The organism is Falsiroseomonas sp. E2-1-a20, assembly GCF_051433195.1.
Taxonomy (GTDB): domain Bacteria; phylum Pseudomonadota; class Alphaproteobacteria; order Acetobacterales; family Acetobacteraceae; genus Falsiroseomonas.
In genome coordinates, this window is sequence record NZ_JBHMFT010000008.1 from 82081 (window position 1) to 108023 (window position 25943).

The window sequence follows — 25943 nt, forward strand, 5'->3', positions numbered from 1 at the left end:
TGAACACTGGCCATGGCGGCACTTCCGGTCTTCATCATCGGACAGGCACCGCGCCACGACCTCGTGGACGAGATCGCCGCCGCGGTGCCCGGACTTCAGGTCGCATTGCGCGGCGCGCTGGACGGGCTGTCTCGCGCCGAGGTCGCGGACTGCGCGCCGCGCGACGGCGCGGACACGCTGTTCACCGTGCTGCCCTCCGGTGAGGGCGTCACCATCTCCAAGCTCGCCGTGACGCAACGGCTGCGGGGCCTGCTGGAGGCGGTGCCGGGCGGCGCCCTGCTTGCCTGCACCGGCGCCTTCAAGGGCCTGCCGGAACGGCCGAGCCTGGTGCAGCCCTCCGCGGTGCTGAACGGGCTGGCACATGCGCTGCTGCCGCGAGGGCGGCTCGGCCTGTTCGTGCCGCTGGCGGAGCAGGCAGAGGCGCTGCGCGCGGAGCGGGAACGGGAGGGGCTTTCCGTCGCCGTGGTGGCGCTGCGCCCGCATGGCGACGATGCGGCGCGGGAGGCGGCGATGCGGCTTATGGCGGCGGAGGCGCCGGACCTCGTGCTGCTCGACTGCATTTCCTACACGCGCCGCGACAAGGCGGCGGCCGTGGCCGTGCTGTCCTGCCCGGTGCTGCTCTCCGTCGCCGTGGCCGCGCGCGCGGCCGCTTCACTGCTTCCGGAGGCGTGATGCACGAATTGACGCTGGACGATATCGAGGCGCTGGCGGTCGGCGCCTGGGTGCTGGGGACGGGCGGTGGCGGGTCGCCCTATCTCGGGCTGCTCAACATGCGGCGCCTGTATGCGGAGGGAAAGCGCGTCAGCCTGATGCGACCGGAGGATCTGGCCGATGATGCGCTGGTCGCCGTCGTCTCCAACATGGGCGCGCCGCTGGTCGGGCAGGAGCGGCTGACGGACAGCGCGACCATCGGCCGCGCCGTGACGCTGATGGAGGAATATCTCGGCCGGTCCTTCGACGCGATCATGAGCGTCGAGATCGGCGGCAACAACGGCGTGCAGTCGCTGATGGCCGCTGCCGAGACCGGCAAGCCGGTGGTCGATGCCGACGCCATGGGACGCGCCTACCCGGAGGCGCAGATGACCAGCTTCGCCGTCGGCGACCTGAAGCCCTATCCGCTGTCCATGGTCGATCCGCGCGGCATCGAGGGCATCGTCGCCAAGGTGCCGTCCTGGAAATGGATGGAGCGGCTGTCGCGCAAGATGTGCGTCGAGGTCGGCTCGATCGCCGCCACCTGCAAGGCGCCGCGCAGCGGGGCGGAGGTGAAGAAATGGGGCATCCTGCACACCACCAGCCAGGCCATCACGCTGGGCCAGGCGATAAGGCTGGCGCAGAAGGAACACCGCGACCCGGTGCAGGCGATCCTGGATTGCGAGAAGGGCGTGCTGCTGTTCCGCGGCAAGGTCGCGGACATCGCGCGCCGCACGACGGAAGGCTTCCTGCGCGGCACGGCCAGGCTCGACGGGCTCGACGACTGGCGCGGCCAGGATTTCGAGATCGCGTTCCAGAACGAGTGGGCGGTGGGCTGGCTGGATGGCGTGCCGCGGGTGATGACGCCGGACCTGATCTGCGTGCTCGATACGGTGAGCGGCGAGGCGATCGGCTCGGAAACGTTGCGCTACGGCCAGCGCGTGACGGTGGTGGCGCTGCCGGCGCCGCCGGTGTTCCTGACGCCGCGCGGGCTGGACTTCGTCGGGCCGCGCGCCTTCGGCTACGACCTCGACTTCCGGTCGGTCTTTGCGGAGAGCGCAGAATGATGCCAACAGCAGCAGCGCAGAACCTGCGGCCGCGGAAAGCGGCCGAGGCGCCGAATGGCGCCCGCCGCCAATGCGGCGAGCCAAGCGCCCGCAGGGCGCGCCCGGCGCATGAGGGCACGAAAACATGAGGCGGCGCATCGGCATCGATGTCGGCGGCACCAACACGGACGCCGTGCTGCTGGAGGATGACCGCGTCCTGCACGCGATGAAGACGCCAACCACGGCGGATGTGTTGACCGGCGTGCGGATCGCGCTGCTGGACGTGGCGCGTGCCATGGGGGCCGGCGGCGTTCAGGCGGTGATGATCGGCACGACGCATTTCGTGAATGCGGTGGTGCAGCGGCGCGACCTGGCGCCGGTCGGCGCACTCCGCATTGGCCTGCCGGCGGCGAAGTCCCTGCCGCCGTTCTGCGACTGGCCGCAGGACCTGGCCGCCATCGTGCGCGGGCAGGTGCACATGGTGGAAGGCGGGCATGACTTCGATGGCCGGCCGATCATGCCGCTGGACGAGGCTGCCGTGCGCGCCGCTGCGCGGGCCATGCGGGAAGGCGGCATCGGTTGCGTCGCCATCAGCAGCGTGTTCTCGCCGCTCGATCCCGGCATGGAACGACGCGCGGCCGAGATCCTGCAGGCGGAGATGCCGGACGCCGCCATCACGCTGTCGCACGACCTCGGCCGTATCGGGCTGCTGGAGCGGGAGAATGTGGCGCTGCTGAACGCCTGCCTGGCGCCGCTCGCCCGGCACACCATCGCGGCCTTCGAGGAGGCGCTGCGGCAGGCCGGCATCGCGGCGCCGCTGTTCATCACGCAGAACGACGGCACCGTGATCCGCGCCGAACTTGCCGCGCGTTTCCCGGTGCTGTCCTTCGCCTCCGGCCCAACCAATTCGATGCGCGGCGCCGCCTTCCTGACCGGGGTGCAGGACGCGCTGGTGGTGGATGTGGGCGGCACCACCAGCGATGTCGGCGCCCTGAAGGGCGGCTTCCCGCGGGAGGCGAATGCCGTGGTGCAGGTCGGCGGCGTCCGCACGCTGTTCCGGATGCCGGACCTGCTGTCGATCGGGCTCGGCGGCGGGTCGCATGTCGAGGCCGATGGCGCGGGCCGCATCCGTATCGGCCCGCGCAGCGTCGGCTTCCGGCTGCCGGAACTGGCGCGGATCTTCGGCGGGCCGCAACTGACCACCAGTGATATCGCCGTGCGCGCGGGGCTGCTCGGGCTGGGCGATGCCGCGCAGGTGGAGGATGTCGCGCTCGGCTTCGCCGAGGCCACCCTGGCCGAGGCCGCGCGGATGCTGGAGGAGACGATCGACCGCATGAAGACCGATGCCGCGCCTGTGCCGCTGCTTGCGGTCGGCGGCGGCGCCTTCCTGGTGCCGGATCGGCTACAGGGCGTGTCGGAGGTGCTGCGCCCGGCCCATGCCGCCGTCGCCAATGCTGTCGGTGCCGCCATCGCGCAGGTCAGCGGCGAGACCGACCAGGTGTTCCAGGGCATGACCCGCGCGGAGGCGATGGCGGAGGCGGAGCGCATCGCCCGCACCCGTGCCGTCGAGGCCGGTGCCGATGCGGCGACACTGGTGCTGGTCGATATCGAGGACCTGCCGATCGCCTACCTGCCCGGCGGTGCACTGCGGGTGCGCGCCCGCGTGGTGGGAGAAATCGCCGCAGGATAGGCAACCGGCTTCAGACCTGGAGGTAGCGCGCCTGCAACTCCGGCTGCGCCCGGAAATCCTCCGCCGTACCGGCCCAGACGATGCTGCCCTTGTCGATGACGGCAACCCGCGTCGCGACGCTCAGGCAGAAGCGGCTGTTCTGCTCCGCCAGGACGATGGTGGTGCCCAGTTCGCGGAGGCTGCGGATCAGCCGCCCGATCTCCTGCACGATCAGGGGCGCCAGGCCTTCCGATGGCTCGTCCAGCAGCAGCACGGCGGGGTTGCCCATCAGGCAGCGTGCAATCGTCAGCATCTGCTGCTCGCCGCCCGAAAGGCGCCCGGCGTAGCGGCTGCGCAGGGGGGCCAGCATCGGGAACATCTCGAAGGCGCGCGCGCGGTTCCAGTCGCGGCCGCCGATGCCCTCGCGTTCGGCGATTTCCAGGTTCTCTTCCACCGTGTGCTCGGGAAATACCTGCCGATCCTCGGGCACGAACCCGATGCCGGCTCGGGCGATGCGGTAGGGCTTGCGGCCCGCCACGTCCTGCCCGCGCACCAGCACGCGCCCGGCACGCGGCGGCAGCAGGCCGGCGATGGCCTTGAAGGTGGTGCTTTTCCCCGCGCCGTTGCGGCCCATCAGCGCCAGCGTCTCGCCACGCTCGACCTCGAAGGCGACGCCGAACAGCACCTGGCTGTGGCCATAGGCGGCGTCCAGCGCTTCCACCCGCAATTCACTCATCACGCCGGGTCCAGCGCGTGGTCGGCGCCGAGATAGGCCTCGACGACGGCCGGGTTGCGCCGCACCTCGTCCGGCGTGCCCTGCGCGAGCACGGCGCCGTAGCGCAGCACGCGCACGGATTGGGCGATGCGGAAGACGATGTCCATGTCGTGCTCGATGAAGACCAGCGTCAGGCCACGCGCCTGCCACAGTCGGTGCACGCGGTCGATCATCCGCCAGCGTTCATCCGGCCCCATGCCGGCGGTGGGCTCGTCCAGCAACAGAACCTTGGGGTCCAGCGCCAGGGCCAGGGCGATGTCGAGCAGCTTCTGGTCGCCGTGCGACAGACTGGCCGAGTCGGTCCGCGCCAGGGGCTCCAGCCCGCACAGTTCCATCACCTCCGCCGCGCGCGCCGCGATGTCGGCCGGTGGGAAGGCGCCGAGCAGCCGCGCCGTGCGTCCCTCATGCGCCATCAGCGCGGCGGCCAGCGCATGCTCCACGGTAAAGCTGGGGAACAGGTTCGCCACCTGGAAGGCGCGACCGATGCCGCGGCGGACGATGGTGCGGCGGTCGAGTCCGGTGATTTCCTGCCCATCCAGCAGCACCTGGCCAGCCGTGGGCGTCAGCTTGCCGGTGACGAGGTGGAACAGCGTGGTCTTGCCGGCGCCGTTCGGTCCGATGATGGCGGACAGCGTGCCGGGCTCGAACACCAGGTTGACATTGTCCGTCGCCACCACGCCGCCGAAGCTCTTGCACAGGCCGCGAAGCTCCAGCCGGCCGCCGCTCATGGCGCATTGCCGCGGGCGGGAGGCAGCCCGCCATAGGCGCCCCAGGAAGGTGCGACGAGCCAGCCGGCATCCACCGGCAGGTTCACCCCGGTGATGGATCGTGCAGCGTCGGAGGCGAGGAAGGTCACCGCTTCCGCGATTTCCTCCGGCGTCACCATGCGGCCGAGTGCGCTCGACTGTTCCAGCAGGCTCGGGTCACGCTCCCCGGCGGCGATGGCCGCGCCGAGCGCGGGGGTGAGTGTGTAGCCCGGTGAGACCGCGTTCACCCGCACGCCGGACCTGCCCCATTCCGCCGCCAGGCAGCGCGTCATCTCGATGACCGCGGCCTTTGCCGGCGAATAGGCGTGCAGCGGCATGGACCGCATGCCGGCGATGGAGGCGATGGTGACGATGGCGCCGCGCCCGCGCCGGGCCATGCGCGTGCCGAAGGCCACCGCGGAGTTCCAGGTGCCGATCTGGTCGACCCGCACCACCTGCTCGACCTCCGCCTCCGTCAACGCCTCCGCCCGCACCGGCCGCTGGATGATGCCGGCTGAGGTCACCAGCAGGTCCACCGGGCCGAGAGTCGCCTCGACCTCTGCCGCTGCGGCCTCGTTCGCGTCGCGGGAGGCGACGTCGAGCGCAAGCACGGTGCCGGCGATCTCCGCCGCCAGGGCCTGCGCCCGCGCCGCGTCGCGATCCGCCACCACCACGCGCGCGCCACGCGCGGCCAGCAGCCGGCAGCAGGCCGCGCCGATGCCGCTGGCGCCACCGGTGACGACGGCGATCTGCCCGGAGAAGTTCACGAGGCGGCCCTCCTGCGGTTGCGCCAGAGATCCACCACGAAGTCCAGCAGGCCCTTGCGCAGTCCCAGCACGATGACCAGAAGGATGATGCCGAGGAACAGCCCGTGATGTTCCGTCACCGCTGTGATGCGGTCGTTCAGGATCAGGAAGATGGCGACGCCGACCAGCGGGCCCAGAAAGACCGTGATGCCGCCCAGCATGATCATGAAGATCGCCTCGCCCGAAGTGGTCCAGAAGGCGAAGGTGGGAAAGGCGCCCGAGACGTAGAGGCTCATCAGCACGCCACCCAGCCCGGCGAAGGTCCCGGCGATGACGAAGGCCGCGAGGCGGTAGCGGTAGACCGAAAGCCCGACGAAGGCGGCGCGATCCGGATTGTCCCGCAGCATGCGCAGCGCGGCGCCGAACGGCGAACGCACCACCTGGCGCAGGGCCACGGTGGAGACCAGCAGGCAGGCCATGCCGAACCCCGCCAGGTGCAGCGGCCGCGAGAGGTCGATGCCGAGGAACGGAGGCTTCGGGATGCCGCCCATCAACCCCTGGTCGCCGCCGGTCAGCGAGATCCAGGACAGGATCACGGAATGCAGCAGCATCTGGAAGGCCAGCGTCAGGAAGGCGAAATAGATCTCGGACAGCCGCACGCACAGCGCGCCGACCACCAGCGCCAGCAGTGCCGTGCAGATCAGTGCCAGCAGGATCGCCACGGGAATCGAAACCCCCGCACGCTGCATCAGCAACCCGAAGGCATAGGCGCCCATCGCGAAATAGGCGGCGTGGCCGAAGGAAACCAGGCCGGTGGTGCCGATCAGCAGGTTCAGCGACAGCGCCAGCAGACCGAAGGTCGCGAAGCGGATGGCGAAGTCCAGCAGCCCGGGGGAGCCGAAGCCACCGAGCGTCACCGCCAGGAACGCCGCCAGCACCAGCACGGCGAGGCCGGCATCGCGCAGCCAGCCATCCTTCACGAGGGTCGCTTCCCGCCGAGGCCGCTCGGCCGCAACAGCAGCACCAGCGCCATGATGGCGAACATCGCGCCCTCCACGAACAGCGGGAAGCCGATGGAGCCGAAGGAGCGCGTGAAGCCCAGGATCAGCGCCGCCGCCAGCGCCCCGCCGATGGAGCCCATGCCGCCGATCACGGTGACGATGAAGCTCTCGATCAGGATGGAAACGCCGGCACCCGCGACCACGGACCGGATCGGCGCGGACAGCGCCCCTGCCGCGCCGGCAAGCCCGGCGCCGATGGCGAAGACGGCGGCGTAGATCACCGTGGTATTGATGCCGAGCGCACCGACCATGCCGGGATTGACCGCGGCGGCGCGCACGATGCGCCCGAAGCGCGTGCGCCCCATGCCCCAGGCCAGCAGCACCGCGATCGCGGCGGTGATGGCGAAGAGGATGGCGTAGAAATACGGCACGATGCCGCCGCCGATGATGAAGGGTGGCCGGCGGAACTCCTCCGGCACGCCCATGCTGCGGAAATCCGCGCCCCAGATGATCTTCACCAGGTCATCCAGGATGAGGATCACGGCATAGCAGACCAGCAACTGCATCAGCACGTCGCGGCCATAGATGCGGCTGAGCAGGAATCGCTCGAAGAACAGGCCGAACAGCGCGGTGCCCAGCGTGCCGGCGACCACGGCCAGCGCGAAATTCCCGGTCACGCCATGCACGGTCAGCGCCAGGTAGGCGCCGATCATGTAGAGCGAGCCATGCGCGAAGTTCACCAGCCCCAGCACGCCGAAGATCAGCGTCAGGCCGGACGCCACGAGGAACAGCAGCATCCCGATGGTCAGCCCCGCCGCGCTCTGCGTCACGAGGCAGGAGACGGAGGCGAGGCATTCACCCAGTTCGGCGAGTTCCATGCAGCGTGGCTCAGGCCCAGCCCTTGGCGCGTTTCCACTCGGCCTCCAGTCGGTAGATCGAGGCCCAGTCCGCCGGTGTCATGCGCTGGATGTAGGGGTCCTGCGCGATGGTGACGCCCCAGCCGATGGCATAGTCCACCAGCGTCTGGTCCTCCGCCCGCATCGTCACCTTGCCGCCGACGCCGAAGGGGCTGTCGATGGTCATGCCCTTCAGCTTGCCGGCAACCGCGCGCGGATCCGTGCCGCCGGCCTGGCGCAGCGCGGTGGTCAGCAGGCGCACGGCGGTGGCGGATTGCCAGGACCAGTTGGTGGGAAAGGTGTTGAAGCGGCGGTTGTATTCCGCGGCGAAGTCCTGGTTCTCCGGCACGTCCGGGAAGTTGCGCAGGTAGCGATTGCCGGAATGCACGCCCGTCGGCAGGTTCCGCACCTGCTGCAGCGTCGTGTAGTCCGCCATGTTCACGGCGAAGAACTGCGATTGCTGGAACAGCCCGAAGATCGAGGCCTGCTCGACGAAGGTCACCAGGTCCCCGGCCCAGAGGCAGGAATAGATGGCCTGCGGGCGGCCCTGCGACAGGCGCGTGATGTTCTCGGTGTAGTCGGCCTGGAACAGCCGCGGCCAGGTCTCGCCGGTGATCTGCACCTCGGGATGGAAGTTCTTCACGTATTCGACGAACTCCGCCGTGGTGTCGCGGCCATAGGCGTAGTCGGGCGAGACCGTCATCCAGCGCCGCAGGTTGCGCGCCTTGGCGATCTCCGCGGCATAGGCGCCGCCGGCGATCGAATCATGGATGCCCTGGCGCGCGACGCGGAAGGCGTTCCAGAAACGCTGCCGCGGATCGGCGGTGAGCGAGGAGGTCTCCGAGTTGACGTGCAGCGTCACCGTCCCGGTCTCGCGCACCACCTCATGGATCGCGAAGCCGCCGGAGGAAGGCTCGGCATCCAGCAGGAATTCGCAGCCCTCGCTGCTGATCATCTCCCGCGCCAGGCGCGCAGCTTCCGCCGGCACGCCGCGGCTGTCGCGCACCACCAGCTCGACTGGGCGGCCGTCCAGGCCACCCGAGGCGTTGAAGCGATCCACCTCGATCTGCATGGCGTTGCGGGACGAAAGGCCCAACTGCGCTACGCGGCCGGACAGGATGGTCGGCACGCCGACCTTGATGGGCTGGCGGGGTTGGGTGAAGCCGATATGGGGAAAGCCGACCAGCGCGGCCGTGGTGCCCAGCACCGCGCGGCGCCCGATCGAGGCTGTGTTGATCCTGGACATCGGCTTTTTCCTTCCCCCGGGGCAGGGCTTGATGCCCTGCCTTCGTTCATGTCTTGGCGCCCTGGCAAAAAGGTGAGGCACCACCCTGGCGGTGTCAATCGAACTGTGACCGCCAGCCTGGCGGCCGAGACCAGCCGCAGGCTGCAGCCGGAACCCCGGGCCGACCGCGCCAGGCCCCGGCCGCGCAGAATGCGCCGGCAACAGGTCAGCCGAGGCTGGTGACGTTCATCGGCGCCGACACCCAGCCATAGCCTTCGCCTTCCCTGCGCACATGGCCGAGGCCAGGCCAGGGAAAGTGGTAGGACAGCACCGCATGCCGGTCCGTCGCCAGGCGGTCGAGCATGCGCGACCGTGTCTGCGCGGAAAGCTTCGGATCGGTGTCGAAGGAGAACTCCATCAGCGGCTGGCGCAGCAGAAGGACCTGGTGATGTGCCAGGTCGCCGCTGTTCAGCATCGTGCGCCCGCCGGAGGTGATGGCGTAGCAGGTGTGCCCCACCGTGTGGCCAGGCGCGAAGATCGCGGTGACCCCGGGCACCACCTCCTGCCCGTCACGGACCATGTGGAAGCGGTCGCGATAGGCGTTCAGATTTTTCTTCGCCCCCTCGATGAAGACGTTCATGAAGGCCGGCCCGCGCTTGTTGGCGTCATCCGTCCAGAACTGCACATCCGCCTCGTTGATTGCCACCTGCGCGTTCGGAAACACGCGCTGGCCGCTGGCATCCACGAGACCCCAGACGTGATCGCAATGCGCATGGGTGGCGACGACCATGTCGATCTGCTCGGGCTGAATCCCGGCGGCGCGCAGATTGGCCAGCAGGCGACCCGTGGTCGGGCCGAACATCCTGGAATCGGCTCCCATGCTTTCGCCCATGCCGGTATCGAACAACAGCAACTGGCGCCCGGTGTTCAGCACCAGCACGTTCTGCTCCAGCGTGGCCGTGCCAGGATCCAGGAACTCGTTCGTCAGCATGTTCGTGATCCGGTCCGCGCCCGGGCCGACGAAGCTGTCCTGCGGCTTGCCGAGCGGCAGGCTGCCGTCGGAGACGACGGTCGCTTCGAACTCACCCCATTTGAAGCGATGCCAGGCCGGGGGCAGGTCGTTGCGCATCGGCGCGGCTGCCTCGGCTTCTGCGCGCGGCAGCAGCACGGCCGTGGCTGCGGCGGCTCCCGCGCCCAACAGGTCGCGGCGGGCGAAACCAGTCTTCATCGGGCCTCTCCTCGGGCGGTTTTCTTGTGCAACGCGCGTGCGCGGACAGGCAGGAACATGCCACCGACCGTTTGCAGCCCGCCTTCAAATCTGGATCATGATGCAGTGCGAAGGCCGATTTGGTCTGCTCGCGCGCGTCACAGCCGCTTCAGCGCGGCGCCCGTCGCAGGGTCGAACAGGTGAATGCGTGCAGGATCGAACGCCACGGCGGCCGGCGTATTCAGCGCCGCACGGACCTCGCTGCGCACCTCTGCAGTAATGCGGAGCCGTGGCGCGACCTCGACCTCGATCAGGCGCTCGGAGCCGATGAGCTCCGTCATCCAGACGGTGCCTGGCACGGCATCCGGTGCATCGAGCGTCGCCATGTGCACATCCTGCGGCCGCACGCCCAGCGTCAGCCGTCGCGGCGCGGCGGACAGGTCGAATTGCGGCGGCGCCGGGATGGCGCGGCCGGCGACCATCAGCACCGGGCGCTCCGCTACGGAACTTACCTCGACATCCGCGAAATTCATCGGCGGGCTGCCGATGAAGCCGGCGACGAACAGGTTGGCCGGCTGGTCGTAGACATCCTCCGGCGTGCCGAATTGCTGCACCTCCCCCTGGTCCATCACCGCCACCAGGTCGGACATGGTCATGGCCTCGAGCTGGTCATGTGTGACGTAGATGGAGGTGGTCTCGAGATCCAGATGGAAGCGCTTGAGCTCGCCGCGCATGGTGGCGCGCAGCTTGGCGTCGAGGTTCGACAGCGGCTCGTCCATCAGGAAGATGTCCGGCTTGCGCACCATGGCGCGGCCGAGTGCCACGCGCTGCCGCTGGCCGCCGGACAGGGCGCGCGGCTTTCGGGCCAGCAGCGCCCCGATCTCCAGCACCCGCGCCACCACGCCGACCTTCTCCGTCCGCTCCGCACGCGGCATGCCGCGGACCTTCAGGCCGTAGCCGATGTTGGCCGCCACATCCATTGTGGGGTACAGCGCGTAGGACTGGAACACCATGGCGATGTTGCGATCCGCCGGCGACAGATGTGCGACGCGGCGATCGCCGAAATAGATCTCGCCGGAGGTCGCCTTCTCCAGCCCCGCGATCATCCGCAGCAGCGTCGTCTTGCCGCAGCCGGAGGGGCCGAGCAGCGTGACGAAACGCCGCTCCGGGAAGATCATGTCGAGCGACTTCAGCACCTTATTGGAGCCGAAGGATTTCGAGAGTTGCTCCAGGCGGACCTGCATGGCGTCTCAGCCTTTCACCGCGCCGGCGCCGAAGCCGGCGACCAGGTGGCGTTGCAGCAGCATGAAAAGGATCGCCATCGGCACGGTCATCAGCACCGAGGATGCCATCATCAGTCCCCAATCCACATGCGTGCCATCGAAGAAGTGCATCACGCCGACCGTCAGCGGCAGGTTCTCCATCGTGTTGATGAAGACCCGGCCGAACAGATAGTCGTTCCAGGATACGATCAGCGTGAAGATCGCGGCAGCGACGATGCCCGGCCAGGCGCTCGGCAGTACGATTTCCCAGAATACCCGGAGGCGGGAGGCGCCATCCACCAGCGCCGCCTCCTCGATCTCGATCGGGACGCTGCGGAAGAAGGCCCACATCAACCATAGCGAGAAGGGCAGTGTGATGCAGACATAGCCGAAGATCAGCGACAGCAGCGTGTCCGTCAGCCGCAGATCCGCCATTACCAGGAACATCGGGAAGACGAAGATGATGGACGGCACCATGTAGCCCACCAGCGCCAGGTAGGGCACGGCGCGCTGGCCCGGGAACCGGAACCGCGTCAGCGAATAGGCCGCGAGCGTCGAGACGATGGTACTGATCAGCGTGGTGCCGACGGTGACGATGACGCTGTTGGTGAACCACTGCAGGAAGAAGGCCGAGGGTGGCGGCGTCTCGGTGCCGGCACCGGCTTGGAAATAGGCATCCCGGCCGACCAGCAGGGCGCGGTAGTTCTCCAGCGTCCAGGTGCTGGGCCACAGGGTCGGCGGCCACAGGAAGATCTCGTCCTTTGGCTTCATGCTGGTGAAGAAGGCCCAGATCAGGGGAAAGCAGACGAGGAAGGTGATCGCCATCAGCAGCGCATACAGCGCCACGCGGCCCAGGACCTCGCGGGTCGTCATGGCGCCTTGTCCTCCTGCCCGAAGCCGGACACCCGTACATAGATGACGGTGCCCACCAGCAGCATCACGATCATGATCACCCCCGTCGCCGCGGCCACGCCGAGCCGCAGGTTGGCCATGCCTTCCTCGAAGGCATAGACCGCGAGGTTGAAGGTCGAGGTGCCGGGCCCGCCGCGGGTCAGCAGGTAGATCTCCTCGAACTTGTTGAAGGTCCAGATGGTGCGGAACACGACCACCACCACCAGCACTTCCTTCAGCATCGGCAGCGTGATGTCGATGAAGCGCCGCCAAGCGCCGGCGCCGTCTACCTTGGCTGCGTCGTAAAGCTCCGTCGGAATCGTCTGCAGTCGTGCCAGCACGCAGATCACCACGAAGGGCGTGTATTTCCACACGTTCAGCAGCACGGCGGAGGTCATGGCCATGTTCGGCGTGGACAGCCAGGCGATGTTCTGGTCGATCAGGCCGGCGCTCAGCAGCGCGTGGTTGACGATGCCGATCTCGGAATTGAAGATCCAGCGCCAGTTCAGCGCGATCACGACCGTCGGCACGATGTAGGGGAACAGCAGCAGCCCGCGGAACACTGCCATGCCCGGCAGGGTGACATGCAGCAGCAGCGCCAGGCTGACGCCGAGCACCGTCTGCAGCAGGATGGACCATCCGGTCCACACCAGCGCCTGGTGGAAGCTCTCCCAGAACAACGGGTCGTCCAGGATGCGTTCGAAATTCTCCAGGCCGACCCAGCGGATATCGTCGGGCCGCAGGGGATTGTAGGCGTAAAAGGCCATCCGCACGGCTTCCGCGACCGGCCACACCATGAAGGCGGCCGCGGTGACCAGGAAGGGCAGCATGAACAGGATGCCGACCTGCCGGTCGGAGAACCGGAATCGGGCCGGCCTCGGTCGGAAATCCTGCATGCTCAGCCGGCGAGCATGCGCGCATTGTCGCGACGGATGCCCTCGAACTGCCGGTGGCCCCACTCCACGGCCGCCTTCGGCTGCTCGTTGTTCAGCAGCATGCGCTGCACCGCCTGCGCCCAGACGCTGCGGCCATGCGCGACACCGGCCAGCGGGTTCACGCCCCGCTTCATCTCGAGCCCGGTGTTGCAGGCATGCGGCACGGATTGGCTGAAGATCACGTCCAGGGAACGCTGCTTCGACTGGTAGAACGGATGCGCCAGCATCGCCGGCGCCGTCGCCACATCCTTGAAGACCGGTCCGACGTTCGGCATCAGGCTCTGGCTGTAGCGCACCATCCAGTCGACGCTGTTGGAGACGTAGGTGATCGCTTCCTTCGCCTCCTTGATGAAGGCGTTGTCGCGGCGCGGGATGATCCAGCCGTTGATGTCGGTCCAGGACCAGCGCTTGCCGGTGCCGGGATGCGCCGGGTTCAGGTAGTACTCCATGTTCTGGAACAGCGCCGGCGTTTCCTCCGCCGCCCGGCCCATGGTGCGCCCCCAATAGGCGGACATGCCGGTGCGTCCGGCGACATGCTGGTCCACCACCTGCAGGAAGCTGAACTCCACCGCGGCGCGCGGCATGAAGGCATGCAGCCGGCGGATGAAGTCGAAGGCTTCCGTCGTCGCGGTGCTGTCGAAGGTGGTGCGGAATTGCGCCGCCGGATCCCAGGTCAGGCCGCCGGCCTGCCAGATGAACTGCGTGATGTGGTAGTCCGCGCAGAGGTTGCGGCCGAGCGCCATGGTGTAGCCCGCCATGCCGGGCTTGCGTTCGGTGATGGTGCGGGCGGCATTGGCGAACTGGTCCCAGGTCCAGGTTGCGGGATCCCCGAGGCCCAGCTCGTTCACGATGTCCTGCTGCACCACCAGCAGGCAGGGCTGGTGATGGACCGGCACGGCGTACTGCACGCCCCGCCAGGCGCCGAACTGCTCCAGCGTGAACCCATCCACCAGGCGTTCCCGCGCACGGATCGCGGTGTTGACGTCCTCCACGGGCTCCAGCAGCTCTTCGGCCGCAAGCTGGTAGGCGATTGGGCTCTCGACGCTGATCAGGGTGGGCGGACGACGGGCGGCGAGATCCGTCGCCAGCTTCACCGTCACGCCGTCCCAGGGGATCTGCTCGATCTCGAAGCGGATATTGGCGTTGTTGCGCTGCGCCCACTCGTTCATGCCCTGGACGAAGACGCCGCCATAGGGGCCGGGCTCGCCCCAGACGCGCGCAACGCGCGGTCCGCCCTGTGCGAGTGCCGGGGCCGCCAAGGCGGTTGAGAGCGCGGCGCCGCCGGCGCCTTGCAACAGGAGGCGCCGGGACGAGGCAAGGCGCTTGAGGTCGATCATCGGCTCAACTCCCTTCCATCGCGCAGGCCTTGTGCGGCCCATCGCTTCATTGTGTCAGCGTTGTTGCATCGGCGCGTCGTGGTGCTTGAAGGCGGGTCGGCGCGAGGCTCGGCGTCTCCTTCCGATCCGTCCGACCACCCATCCCGCGCGGGCAGCGGTTGCTTCAGGCCAGGCCGGAAGTGGGCGCCCGGTGGCTTTTCCGGCAAGGCTGACGCGGTCTCGGGCTTGCCGGACCAGAACGCTATCGGGCTCCGCCCGCGACTGCAACAGCCTCCTTGCGCGCGTGTGCAAGACCATGGCGGCCGGACGTCGGAGAACCAGCCGGCCACCACCAGCGCGCTATTCCCGGAGCGGCCCGAGAACGATGGAGGCGTGACAGGACCTTCCGTCAGACGGCCTCGACCCTGACGGCGCAATACTTGAACTCCGGAATCTTGCCGAAGGGATCGAGTTGGGGGTTGGTCAGCAGGTTGGCCGCGGCCTCCCGGTAGGCGAAGGGCAGGAAGACGAGGCCCTCCGGCAGGTCCGGGTCGGCGCGCGCGGCAAGCTCCACCGCGCCGCGGCGCGTGGACAGGCGCAGGCGCCCGCCCGGCGGCACGCCAAGCCGCCGCAGCACCTCCGGCGCCAGCGAGGCGGTGGGCACCGGCTGCAGCGCATCCAGCACGCCCGCGCGCCGTGTCATGGCGCCGGTGTGCCAGTGTTCCAGCTCGCGTCCCGTGGTCAGCACGAAGGGGAAATCGGCATCCGGCATCTCCGCCGGATCAAGCAGGCTGGCCGGCACCAGCCGTGCGCGGCCCGTGGCGGTCGGAAAGGCCTCGCCAAAGACGATCGCCTCCCCCGGCTGGTCCGGACCGAGGCAGGGATAGGTGACGCTGTCCTCCCGCAGCAGCCGGTCCCAGGTGATGTGATCGAGGCTCGGCATGGCCAGCGCCATCTCGGCGAAGACCTCGCGCGGATGGGCGTAGCGCCAGTCCAGGCCGAGGCGCCGCGCCAAATCCACGATGATGTCGAGATCCTGCCGCGCCTGGCCGGGCAGCGGCAGCGCGGCGCGGCCCATCTGCACCTGGCGGTTGGTGTTGGTCGCGGTGCCGTCCTTCTCCGGCCATGCGGAGGCCGGCAGCACCACGTCGGCCAGCGCCGCCGTCTCGGTCAGGAACAGGTCCTGCACAACCAGATGGTCGAGCCTGGCGAGTGCCGCGCGGGCATGCGCGAGGTCGGGGTCGGACATGGCCGGGTTCTCGCCCATCACGTACATCCCGGCGATCTCGCCGCGTTCCATGGCGCCCATGATCTCGACCACGGTCAGGCCGGGCTTCGGGTCGAGCCGGGCACCCCACAGCGCCTCCAGCCGCGCGCGGGCCGCGTCCTCGCCGGTGGGGTGGTAGTCCGGGAAGGCCATCGGGATCAGTCCGGCATCGGACGCGCCTTGGACGTTGTTCTGTCCGCGCAGCGGATGCAGCCCGGTGCCGGGCCGTCCGACATGGCCGCACAGCAGCCCGAGCGCGATGAGGCAGCGCGTATTGTCCGTGCCGTGGGTGGATTGGCTGATGCCCATGCCCCACAGGATCATCGCGCGGTCGGCACGCGCGAACAGGCGTGCCACGCGGCGGATCTGGGCCGCCGGTACGTCGCATATGGGCGCCATCGCCTCCGGTGTCAGAGCCGCGACGTGGTCGCGGAGCTGCTCGAAATCCTCGAGATGCGCCGCGACATATTGCCGGTCGTGCAGTCCTTCCGCGATGATGACATGCAGCATCGCGTTCAACAGCGGCACGTCGCGACCCGGCGCGAAGCGCACCACCTCCGCCGCGTGCCGGTCGAGGCCGGTTCCGCGCGGGTCCATGATGATGAGTTTCGCGCCACGCGCTGCCGCCTGCTTCAGGAAGGTTGCCGCGACGGGGTGATTCTCGGTCGGCCGCGCGCCGATCACCACGATCACCTCCGCCTCCATCGCCGCCGTGAAGGGGGCGGTGACGGCGCCGCTGCCGATTCCCTCAAGCAGTGCCGCGACCGAGGCCGCGTGGCAGAGCCGCGTGCAGTGATCCACGTTGTTGGTGCCGAAGCCCGTGCGCACCAGCTTCTGGAACAGGTAGGCTTCCTCGTTGGCGCCCTTGGCCGAGCCAAAGCCGGCCAATGCGTTCGGCCCACGCGTGTCGCGGACGCGGCGCAGCCCTTCGGCCGCGCGCGCCATCGCCTCCTCCCAGCTGGCTTCGCGGAACTTGCTGCGGGCATGGCCCAGGTCGACGCAGTCTCCGACGTCCTTCGCCGCGCCGTCCCGCCGCACCAGCGGCACGGTCAGGCGCTCCGGGTGGTGCACATAGTCGAAGCCGAAGCGCCCCTTCACGCAGAGTCGGCCGAGATTGGACGGCCCGTTGCGCCCCGTCACCTCGACGATGACGTCATCGCGCACCTTGAAATCCACCTGGCAGCCGACGCCGCAATACGGGCAGACGCTTGGCACCACGCGCTCGGTTGCCTGGCTGCGCTGGCCGGCCTGGTCCACCACGGATTTCGGCAGCAGCGCGCCGGTCGGGCAGGCCTGCACGCATTCGCCGCAGGCGACGCAGGTGCTTTCGCCCATCGGTGTCGCGGTATCGAACACCACCTGCACGTCCATGCCCCGGTGTGCGAGGCCGATGACGTCGTTGTGCTGCACCTCGCGGCAAGCGCGTTCGCAGAGCCCGCACTGGATGCAGGCATCGAGCTGGACGAGCATGGCAGGGTGGCTTGCATCCGCGCGTGGCACCTGCGGCTCTGCCGAGAAGCGGCTTGCCGTGACGCCGACATGGCGGGACCAGCGCGCGAAGACGCAGGAGGGGTCGCGCGCGCCGGCACCAGGCTGGTCTGCCAGCAGCAGCTCGAACACCATCCGGCGCGCATGCCGGGCGCGCGGCGTCGCGGTCTGCACCACCATGCCCTCGGTCGGCCTGCGGATGCAGGAGGCCGCCAGCACGCGCTCCCCGGTCACCTCCACCAGGCAGGCGCGGCAATTGCCGTCGGGACGGTAGCCTGGGCGATCGAGGTGGCAGAGATGCGGCACCTCCACGCCGAGGCGTGTCGCGACCTGCCAGATGGTCTCGCCAGACAAGGCCTCCACGTCCCGGCCATCGAGTGTGAATCGCGTCGTCATGGCAGCACGTCTTCGGGAAAGTGGCGCAGCAGGGTCAGCACCGGGTTCATCGCCGCCTGCCCAAGCCCGCAGATCGAGCCATCCGCCATGGCCTGCGCCAGGTCCTTCAGCAGCGCGCGGTCCCACACCGGCGCGTCCAGCAGATGCGTGGCCTTGGCGGTGCCGACTCGGCAGGGTGTGCATTGGCCGCAGCTTTCGTCCCGGAAGAAGCGCATCAGGTTGCGCGCCGCCTCCGCCAAATCGTCCTGGTCCGACAGAACCACCACGGCGCCGGACCCCACGAAGCAGCCCTGCGCATCCAGCGTGCCGAAATCCAGCGGCAGGTCGCCGAGACGCTCCGGCAGGATCCCGCCAGAGGCACCACCGGGCAGATAGGCCGCAAAGCGGTGGCCGGGCGCCATGCCGCCGCAGAATTCCTCGATCAACTCGCGCACGCTGACACCAGCGGGCGCCAGCTTCTCCCCGGGATCGCGCACGCGGCCGGAGACCGAGAAGAAGCGCAGGCCGGTGCGTCCGCGCCGTCCCTGCACCGCATATTCGGCGGGGCCTTCCGCCGTGCCCAGGATCTGCGGCAGGAACCACAGGGTCTCGACGTTGTGGATCAGCGTCGGCTGGCCGAACAGGCCCGCCTCGCCGGGAAAGGGCGGCTTGTGACGGGGATAGCCACGGCGGCCCTCCAGGCTCTCCAGCAGCGCCGTCTCCTCGCCGCAGATATAGGCGCCGGCACCACGGCGCAGGTGGATGGGCACGCTGGCAAGGCCCGCATCGGCCAGCGCCGCGATCTCGCGCTGCAGCGCGCGGCGCAGATGCGGGTATTCGTCGCGCAGGTAGATCCAGCACGCCTCCGCCTGCACCGCATGCGCGGCGAGCAGCATGCCCTCCAGCACACGATGTGGATCGGTCTCCAGGCAGTAGCGGTCCTTGAAGGTACCCGGCTCGCCTTCGTCGGCATTCACCACGACATGACGCGGGCCAGGATTGGCGCGCACGAGTGTCCACTTCCGTGCCGCCGGGAAGCCAGCGCCGCCAAGGCCGCGCAGCCCGGCTTCCTGGACCCGCGCCAGCATCACCTCGCGCGGCAGATCGCCCGTCAGCGCCGCCGCCAGCACGCGGTAGCCGCCACGGGCGCGATAGTCCGACAGCGCGGGCGGCACCGGCATCTCCGGCACATCGCCGGTCACGGCGCGCGCGACGCGGTCCGGCGTCGCCGCCTCCACCAAATCATGTCCGACGGCGCAGGCGGGCGCATGATGGCAGGCGCCCATGCAAGGAACCGTGACCAGTCGTGCACCCGCGATGGGGGCATCGCGCAGAGCCTGCATCAGCCGCGCCGCGCCGGCCATGGCGCAGGGTAGGCTTTCGCAGACGCGCACCGTGACTGGCCCCGGCGTCGGCGCGGCATCGTCTACCACGTCGAAATGCGCGTAGAAGGTGGCGACCTCGAAGACCTCGACCGGCGCGAGGCGCAGCATTGCCGCCAGGGCCAGCAGGTGGCCCTCCCGCAGGCAGCCGAAGCGGTCCTGCAAGGCGTGCAGGTGCTCAATCAACAGGTCGCGCCGCAGGTCCATCCCCGCAAGCGCGGTGGCGACCGCCTGGCGCATCTCCGCCGTGAAGCTGCGGCCACGTGGGCCAAAGCGTGGCGCGCGGCGTGCTGTCGGTGGTTCCATGACCGGAGGCGAAAGGGTGGGTGGCATCACCATGCAGTCGATGCTCCACCGGTCCCTGGCATGCGCATGATCGACAAGTTCAATCTGCCGCCTGCAATTGGCCTGCCCCAAGGGGGCCGCTGCTGAGCGTAGGCAGGCCTGGATGCGGAGCGCAACACCGCGTCCGGCGTAATTCGGTCAAGCTGGATCGCGTCGGGGCTTCGCGCCCGGTTTCCAGCCGTAACGCAGGATTGACTAGGCAGACCATCAGCCGTGGCGTGACGATGGTCCGGCGGACCAAGCGTAAGTCCTGCGCCTGGAGGAAGCCGGTCATGGCGTCCAGTTGCGGCGTGTTGGCTCACCCGGTGATGGTCGACCAGCGCATCCGGCGCCATCTGCCTCGCGGGATCCTTCGCCGCCTGTGCCACGCCGCGGCTGTATCCTTGCCAGCGCTCGCACAGCCACCATCGGAACCGCATCGCGGCGCGCAGCCTCATGGCTGACCTGCCGCTCCTGCTCGCCGGGCCCATGTTGCGGCGCCTCGATGGCCAGACCGTCACCGTATGGGTCGCCTGCCGCGAACCTTGCCTGGTCGCGCTGACGCTGTTCGAAGGCGAGGCGACATCGTCCGGACCCGGCACATCGGATGGGCTCGCCCCGGTGGGAAGCGGTACGGCAACGACACGCCGCCTCGGCCAAGCGCTGCATGTGGCCCTCGTCCGCGCCGGGCGGCCGGAGGGTGCTGCAAACAATCCGGAGACCCCGGCATTGCAGCCTGGCCACCTGCGACCAGGCGCCCGCTACAGCTATGACGTCGTCCTGGCGCCGTTGGCCGGCGGCGCGGCGAAGGGCCTGCTGGCACTCGGCCTGCTGGAGGATGACCCGAAGGGTGACGACGGCATCCGCAAGATCGAGAACATCTCGCCGCTCGCACCAGCTGTCTTCGGCCTTGGAGGTGGCGAGAGGAAGCTGCCGGGCTTTGTCGCTCCGCCCGCAGCCTTGGACGAACTCCGCATCGCACATGCAAGCTGCCGCAAGGCGCACGGCTCCGGCACGGATGCGTTGTCCTGGCTGGACGACGCGCTGGGTGGCAAGGTCGGGGATCCGCCGGTCGCGCTCGGGCGGCCGCACCAGCTTTTCCTGACCGGCGACCAGATCTACGCGGACGACGTGCCGACGGCGCTGCTGCACATGATCCAGCAACTGGCCGCCGACCTGATGGGCGGCGCGGAGCAACTACCGCGCGGGGATGGCAGCCCGGCCGACGTTACCGCAACGACCGCACCGCCTCTGCGTCGCACCGTCCTCATCCGCGGCGAAGGCGGCTTCACCTCGGTCGAGGCGCAGAACCACCTGCTGACCTTTGGTGAGTACGCGGCAATGTACCTGCTGGCCTGGTCGCCTCTCTGCTGGCACCCGGTCGCTGACCTCGCCGCATGCAGCCAACAGGCCGGCACGGCGCCGGGACCGTTCCCGCTGACCGACCTCGACGCGCTGCTGCCCGCGGAAGGCGGGCCGGGACTGCCGGGCCGGATCGCGGCGACCCTCGGGCCGGGTTTCGAGGCGGAGCGGCAGCGGCTGCGCGTCTTCGCCGCAACGGTCGGGAAAGTCGCGCGGGTGCTGGCGAACATCCCGACGCTGATGATCTTCGACGACCACGACGTGACCGACGACTGGAACATCAACGCGGCCTGGGAACGCCGGGTGCTGACCAAGCCGCTCGGTGTCGCGGTGATGCGCAATGCACTCGTCGCCTACACCTTCTTCCAGGCCTGGGGCTCGGACTGGCCTTCCTTCGAGAAGGCCGATTCACCCAACCGGAAGCTCCTAGAATCGGCGACGGCCTGGCTCGCGACCACGCGTGACCGCGACGCGGTGCGGCAGGCGGAACTGGACGAGCTGCTCGGCCTGACCATGGCCGCGCGCAAGCCGGAGGCGAAGGAGAAGCGCGCCGCCTTCCACTACACCGCGCCCGGCCAGGTGCATGCCGTGCGGGTGCTGGACAGCCGCACGCGGCGCACCTTCCCGCAAGGCGGCGTCGAGCCGGCGCGGCTGCTCGGCGACACGCTGGAGGACCAGGTGCCGGACGCCCCGGCCCGCAACGCGCAGGAGGTGCTGCTGGTCATCGCCTCCACGCCCGTGCTCGGGCCGGAGATCATGGAGCGCATGATCCAGCCGCTCGCCGTGCGCGGGTTCGACGTGGTGCGCGCCTGGAAGGGTCGGGCCGAGGATGCGGACGCACAGCCCGACGACGGCAAGCCCGCCGGCTCCGCCCTCGCCTTCGCGGCCGGCCGCACGCGCGGCGACTTCTTCGCCGATACGGAAAGCTGGCCCTCCAACGAGCCCGCGCTGCAGGATCTGCTTGCGCGGCTAGCCAACCATCCGCGCGTCGTGTTGCTCGGCGGCGACGTGCATTACGGCCTGTCGCTCGCGATGGACCGCTGGGGGCGCAAGCAGGGCGCGTGGGAGACCTCGCGCATCGTCCAGATCACCTCCTCCGCGTCCCGCAATGCCCTGCTGCCGGAGGCGGAGGCGATCTATCGCGGCTGGCATTGGCTCAACCTCTGGATGGCGCCGAAGGGCGTCGAGGGCGTCGGCTGGAAGGCCAAGGCGAAGCTGACCGTTCCTGGCAACGCCGACCTGTCCCTGCTGCAACGCCGCCGGCTGGAGGAGGAGGAGCCCGCCCTGTTGCGCACGGCGGGCTGGCCCCAGGGCGTGGCGGAAGATGCGGCCAGCCCGCCCGACTGGGCCTGGCGCATGATCACGCTGCGCGACATCCGTCCGGATGCGGCGCGTGGCGCCGCGCTCGCCGAGCCCGCCACGCGCATCGCGGAGAAGGTCAGCAAGGCGACGGACCTGCCGCGCGGGCTGGAACGGGCGCAACGCGCGGCTGATGCGCACGCGGCGGCGCTGGGCGATCGCTTCATGCCGCTGCGCGAGGCGGTGCTGACCAACAATGTCGGGATCATCCGCTTCCAGGTGAACGAAGCGGGCGAGCCGGTCGCGGTGGTGCACGACCTGATCTCCGGCACGCGCCGCGACTATCCGGAGGACAAGGTCGTGCCGTTTCCTGCCGACAAGCCCTTCGGCTTCGGCGCCGACCTGTCGAAGGGCCACCCGCACACAAGCTTCGTGGTTCCGCTCGCGGTCGAAGGCACGCGGCCCACCCTGCCGCCGGCCGGCGCCTGATGCCCGCCGGGCCGCACATCCCGGGCCCGGTTTCGACGCTGGCGCGCTGGACCCGGCTTGCGCTCGACGGCATGCGGCGCGCGGCGGAAAGCCCGGCGCTGCTGGCCCATGTCAGGCGCGAACTCGGCCTGCCACCCGGACCGCCGCCGGATATGCCTGCGCTGATCGATGACATCCGGCTGCAGGAAAAGAAGCTCACCGAGGCCGAGGCCGAGGACGCGGCGCTCGACGATGCGCTGTTCGAGATGCTGAACGGCCTCGGCGAGATCCGGCGCCTGGCGGAGCGGCTGCTCGGCTCCGGCGACCTTGGCGACAAGGCGGCCGATACCGTCTACGCGCTGTGCTCGCTGCTGGCGGCGGAGACGGTGCGGGCGGAGTACCCGCTGGCCCACGCCGTGCTGCGCTTGCTGATGCTGGGATATGAGCGGCTGGAGGAGGCGCCGCGGCTCGATCCGGTGGCGATCTTCCACCGCCTTTCCGGCAAGGCGGAGCGCGACGGGCTGCGGCGCTTCGGCGGCGACGACGCCCTGGCCGGACTCGCCGCGCCCGCGCTGCTGCTGATCCTGCGGGCGCTGGCGGCGAAGACGGCGCCAGGCGCGGCCGACGTCAGGGCGCTGCCGCCAGGCGCCATCTATCTCTCGCCCGGGGAGGCCGGCGGCATCGCCTTCGCCACGGGGTGGGAGCCGGTACCGCCCGCGCCTGACGCGCCGGCCTCGGTCGGCGAGGTGCAGGACCTTCTCGCCCGCGCGATCAGCGCCTCCTTCGGCGGGGCGCTGCATGTGAAGGGCAAGGACGGCCCCGCCGCCACCGTGAAGCTGGACTTCGTGATCAGCGCCCTCGCGCTCGATGCGGAGGATGGCGGGCCCGGCTTCCTGTTCCGCGCCGGCACGCTCATCGCCGACGGTGAGCTGGATCTGCCGAAACCGGAGGGCAGCCTCGGCAAGCGCAAGCTGAAACTGAAGGCGAAGGAGAACTCCGCCGCCACGTTGCTGTGGCGCAGCGCGGACAACACGCTCGACCCGTCCGGTGATACCGGGCTGCCCGACGTGGAGCTTTCGGTCCAGCTCGACGGGGTGCCGGACGTGCCCGCCTTCCGCATCGGCACCGCGGGCAAGTCGCGCCTCGATCTCCGCAGCGTCGCGGCCGGCGGCCGGATCGGCAAGAACGGGACGGGACTGTTCCTGAAGGTCACGGATGCGGAACTGGTGCTGCAACCGGGCGATGCGGGCGGGCTCATCGGCGACATCTTCGGCGCGCTCGGTGCCGGGAAGCTGGCCGCGAAGCTCTCCGCGCAGCTGCTGCTCGATGCGAAGCGCGGCTTCCTGGTGGATGGCGCGGCGGGGCTCAAGATCAGGCTGGCTTCCGGCCTCGGGGCCGGCGATGCGGCATCCGCCGCGGCCATCCGGGCGGACTACATCGACCTGGAACTCGGGCCGGGCAAGAAGGGCGGCATCGCCCTCGGCATCCGCTCCGCCGGCAGCTTCCGCCTCGGCCCGCCGGCGCTCGGGCATTTCGGCGCAAGCCTCGACCGCTTCGGCTTCGACGTCGAATTCGCGGGAAAGGAAAAGGGCGGGCTGAAGCTGCAGCCGCCCAAGGGCATCGGCGTCTCGCTCGACCTCGGCCTGGTCAGCGGCGGCGGCTACCTGCTGCTTGACTTCGAGAAGGGTGAGTTCGCCGGCGCGCTGGACCTGACGCTCTGCGGCTGGATCGCGGTGAAGGCCATCGTCATCCTCTCGACGCGCCCGCCGGGTTCCACCTTCGGCGAGGCGCCGCCGCCCTATGCCTTCTTCGCCCTGGTCTATGCCCGCTTCCCGGGCGGGCTCGAGCTGTTCCTGCGCCTGACGCTGAACGCGGTGGGCGGCATGATCGGCCTGCACCACGGCTTCGACGAGGCGGCACTGCTTGCGGCCCTCCCGAGCGGCGCGATGGACGACGTGCTGTTCCCCGAGAACCCGGTGGGCGACGCGCCGCGCATCATCTCCACCCTGAAGACCATCTTCCCCATCCGCCGCGACGCCATGACCATCGGGCTGATGGCGGAGCTCGGCTGGGGCTCCGACCAGATTTCCTCCGTACGGCTCGGCATCATCCTGCCCTTCGACAATTGGGGCGGCGACCGGCGCACCTCGCTCGACCGCATCATCCTGCTCGGTCGGCTCGCGATCGAATGCTTCCGCAGCCTGCCGGACCCGATCCGCTTCTCGATCAAGGTCGATGTGGTCGGCGTCATCCAGTTCTCGCCGGCGCAGCTTCGCCTCTACGGGCAGTTGCGCGACAGCCGGCTCGGGCCGATCGCGATCCAGGGCTCGGCCGCGCTGTCCTTCGGCTTCGGCGACAATGCGCATTTCCTGATCTCGGTCGGCGGCTTCCACCCGCGCTACGAACCGAAGCCGGACTGGCTGCCGGCCATGGACCGGGTGGGCGCGACCTACGACATCGGCCTGGTGAAGGCCTGGGTGCGCGGCTACCTTGCGGTGGCCGCCGGCACGCTGCAATTCGGCGCTGAGTTCGGCATCCGCTACAAGTTCGGGCCGATCTCGCTGGGCGCGAGCTTCGGCCTCGACGCGCTGATCCACACCAGCCCCTGCTTCCGCTTCGAGGTGGCGGTGCGCGGCGCCGCCGACATCAGCTTCCGCGGCCGCCGCCTGCTCGGCGTCTCCTTCGAGGGTGAGCTGTCCGGTCCCGGCGCCTGGCGGCTGAAGGGCCACGCCGAGGCGAAGATCCTGTTCTTCACCGTCGAGGTCTCCTTCGACGAGAGATGGGGCGACGACCCCGCGCCGCAGCCGCCCGTCATCACGCTGTCCGAGCTGAGGGCGCTGCTGGAGCGCGACCTGGCGGCCCGGGAGAACTGGGTGGTCGCGCTGCCATCCGGCACGCCGACCATGCTGACCTTCGCCGAGGGCCTGCCGCCGAAGGCCGGCGAGATCGTCGTGCATCCCTTCGCCGCGCCGGGCTTCGTGCAGCGCCGGCTGCCGTTCGGCGTGAAGCTGCAACGCCTCGGCCGCTCGCCGCTGGAGGGTGCGCCGCAGCTCGGCCTGCCGACGCTGTCGCTGAACGGCGCACCGCTGCCGCAGGCGGAGACGCTGACGGAGTTCTTCCCGGTCGCCGAATACCTCGACGTGCCGGAGAACGAGCGCCTGACCCGGCCCGGCTTCCAGCGCATGGCGGCCGGCGTGCAGGCCGCCGGCAGCGGCGGCTTCACCTGCGCGCAGCCGATCCAGGTCGACGTGGAGTACGAGGAGGTGCCGCTTGGCGAGTCCGGCAGCCTGGCGGTCGCCATGGTGCCGGACGGGCTCGCCATCCTCGGCCTGCTGGCGGATGCCGCCGCCGCGCGCTCGGATCTCCGCCGCGCCGAGCGCTTCGCGATGCCCAGGCCTGAGAAGGTGCGCCTGAAGGTCGGCGACTGGTCGGTGGCGGAGGTGGGCACGCTCGCCCCCCGCGCCACCGCGGCGCCGTCCTGGGCCGCCGCCTCCCCCGCCGCGCTTCGGGCGATGGGGGTGGTGCCGGCCGATGCGCTGCTGGTCGAGACCTTCGAGCTCGGGGGCTGATGGC

Annotated in this window: 18 protein-coding genes; 5 read left to right on the top strand and 13 right to left on the bottom strand. The window is 69.7% G+C overall.

Annotated features, from left to right (window positions below; all coding sequences use genetic code 11):
- Positions 1-12: 12 nt before the first annotated feature.
- From ACFHPP_RS12200 to ACFHPP_RS12210, 3 genes are all read left to right on the top strand, one after another.
- Entirely contained in the window at positions 13-672 is a 660-nt protein-coding gene (locus ACFHPP_RS12200; RefSeq protein WP_437163517.1) for an AroM family protein, read from the top strand.
- Positions 672-1757 (top strand): DUF917 domain-containing protein, encoded by a 1086-nt coding sequence (locus tag ACFHPP_RS12205; protein ID WP_437163518.1) that lies wholly within the window; start codon positions 672-674, stop codon positions 1755-1757. Before ACFHPP_RS12200 ends, ACFHPP_RS12205 begins: the two co-directional genes overlap by 1 nt.
- A 124-nt stretch (positions 1758-1881) precedes the next feature.
- Positions 1882-3426 carry a hydantoinase/oxoprolinase N-terminal domain-containing protein gene (locus ACFHPP_RS12210; RefSeq protein ID WP_437163519.1) on the top strand — a complete coding sequence of 515 codons (1545 nt, stop codon included), beginning with the start codon at positions 1882-1884 and terminating at the stop codon, positions 3424-3426.
- Between the two features lie 10 nt (positions 3427-3436).
- On the opposite strand, the gene ACFHPP_RS12215 is transcribed toward ACFHPP_RS12210, so the two are convergent.
- The 13 genes from ACFHPP_RS12215 to ACFHPP_RS12275 form a co-directional block, all read right to left on the bottom strand.
- Positions 3437-4141 (bottom strand): ABC transporter ATP-binding protein, encoded by a 705-nt coding sequence (locus ACFHPP_RS12215; protein ID WP_437163520.1) that lies wholly within the window; start codon positions 4139-4141, stop codon positions 3437-3439.
- Complete coding sequence (locus ACFHPP_RS12220) at positions 4141-4908, bottom strand: ABC transporter ATP-binding protein (RefSeq protein WP_437163521.1); 768 nt, start codon at positions 4906-4908, stop codon at positions 4141-4143. Before ACFHPP_RS12220 ends, ACFHPP_RS12215 begins: the two co-directional genes overlap by 1 nt.
- The gene (locus ACFHPP_RS12225) at positions 4905-5693 is read right to left on the bottom strand and encodes an SDR family NAD(P)-dependent oxidoreductase (protein ID WP_437163522.1); all 789 of its coding nucleotides are present in this window, start codon (positions 5691-5693) and stop codon (positions 4905-4907) included. Before ACFHPP_RS12225 ends, ACFHPP_RS12220 begins: the two co-directional genes overlap by 4 nt.
- On the bottom strand, positions 5690-6652 hold the full coding sequence (locus ACFHPP_RS12230; protein WP_437163523.1) for a branched-chain amino acid ABC transporter permease: 963 nt from the start codon (positions 6650-6652) through the stop codon (positions 5690-5692). The genes ACFHPP_RS12225 and ACFHPP_RS12230 overlap by 4 nt, the downstream gene beginning before the upstream one ends.
- Positions 6649-7551 (bottom strand): branched-chain amino acid ABC transporter permease, encoded by a 903-nt coding sequence (locus tag ACFHPP_RS12235; protein WP_437163524.1) that lies wholly within the window; start codon positions 7549-7551, stop codon positions 6649-6651. The genes ACFHPP_RS12230 and ACFHPP_RS12235 overlap by 4 nt, the downstream gene beginning before the upstream one ends.
- A gap of 10 nt (positions 7552-7561) precedes the next feature.
- Positions 7562-8815 (bottom strand): ABC transporter substrate-binding protein, encoded by a 1254-nt coding sequence (locus tag ACFHPP_RS12240; RefSeq protein ID WP_437163525.1) that lies wholly within the window; start codon positions 8813-8815, stop codon positions 7562-7564.
- Between the two features lie 205 nt (positions 8816-9020).
- Positions 9021-10022, bottom strand: coding sequence for an MBL fold metallo-hydrolase (locus tag ACFHPP_RS12245; RefSeq protein ID WP_437163526.1), 1002 nt, complete (start codon positions 10020-10022; stop codon positions 9021-9023).
- A 137-nt stretch (positions 10023-10159) separates the two neighbouring features.
- Entirely contained in the window at positions 10160-11245 is a 1086-nt protein-coding gene (locus ACFHPP_RS12250) for an ABC transporter ATP-binding protein (protein WP_437163527.1), read from the bottom strand.
- 6 nt (positions 11246-11251) lie between these two features.
- Positions 11252-12136, bottom strand: coding sequence for a carbohydrate ABC transporter permease (locus ACFHPP_RS12255; RefSeq protein WP_437163528.1), 885 nt, complete (start codon positions 12134-12136; stop codon positions 11252-11254).
- Positions 12133-13050: a carbohydrate ABC transporter permease gene (locus tag ACFHPP_RS12260; protein WP_437163529.1), complete on the bottom strand. Its 918-nt coding sequence runs from the start codon at positions 13048-13050 to the stop codon at positions 12133-12135. Before ACFHPP_RS12260 ends, ACFHPP_RS12255 begins: the two co-directional genes overlap by 4 nt.
- Positions 13051-13052: 2 nt before the next feature.
- Positions 13053-14426, bottom strand: a complete 1374-nt coding sequence (locus tag ACFHPP_RS12265; protein ID WP_437163530.1) for an ABC transporter substrate-binding protein — start codon at positions 14424-14426, stop codon at positions 13053-13055.
- 388 nt (positions 14427-14814) lie between these two features.
- Positions 14815-17556, bottom strand: a complete 2742-nt coding sequence (gene fdhF, locus ACFHPP_RS12270) for a formate dehydrogenase subunit alpha (RefSeq protein ID WP_437163531.1) — start codon at positions 17554-17556, stop codon at positions 14815-14817.
- On the bottom strand, positions 17553-19223 hold the full coding sequence (locus tag ACFHPP_RS12275; protein ID WP_437163532.1) for an NADH-ubiquinone oxidoreductase-F iron-sulfur binding region domain-containing protein: 1671 nt from the start codon (positions 19221-19223) through the stop codon (positions 17553-17555). The genes fdhF and ACFHPP_RS12275 overlap by 4 nt, the downstream gene beginning before the upstream one ends.
- Positions 19224-19697: 474 nt before the next feature.
- On the opposite strand from ACFHPP_RS12275, the gene ACFHPP_RS12280 reads away from it, so the two are divergent.
- Both ACFHPP_RS12280 and ACFHPP_RS12285 read left to right on the top strand, forming a co-directional pair.
- Positions 19698-22391: a hypothetical protein gene (locus ACFHPP_RS12280; protein WP_437163533.1), complete on the top strand. Its 2694-nt coding sequence runs from the start codon at positions 19698-19700 to the stop codon at positions 22389-22391.
- Complete coding sequence (locus tag ACFHPP_RS12285; protein WP_437163534.1) at positions 22391-25939, top strand: DUF6603 domain-containing protein; 3549 nt, start codon at positions 22391-22393, stop codon at positions 25937-25939. The genes ACFHPP_RS12280 and ACFHPP_RS12285 overlap by 1 nt, the downstream gene beginning before the upstream one ends.
- The last annotated feature ends 4 nt before the right edge of the window (positions 25940-25943 follow it).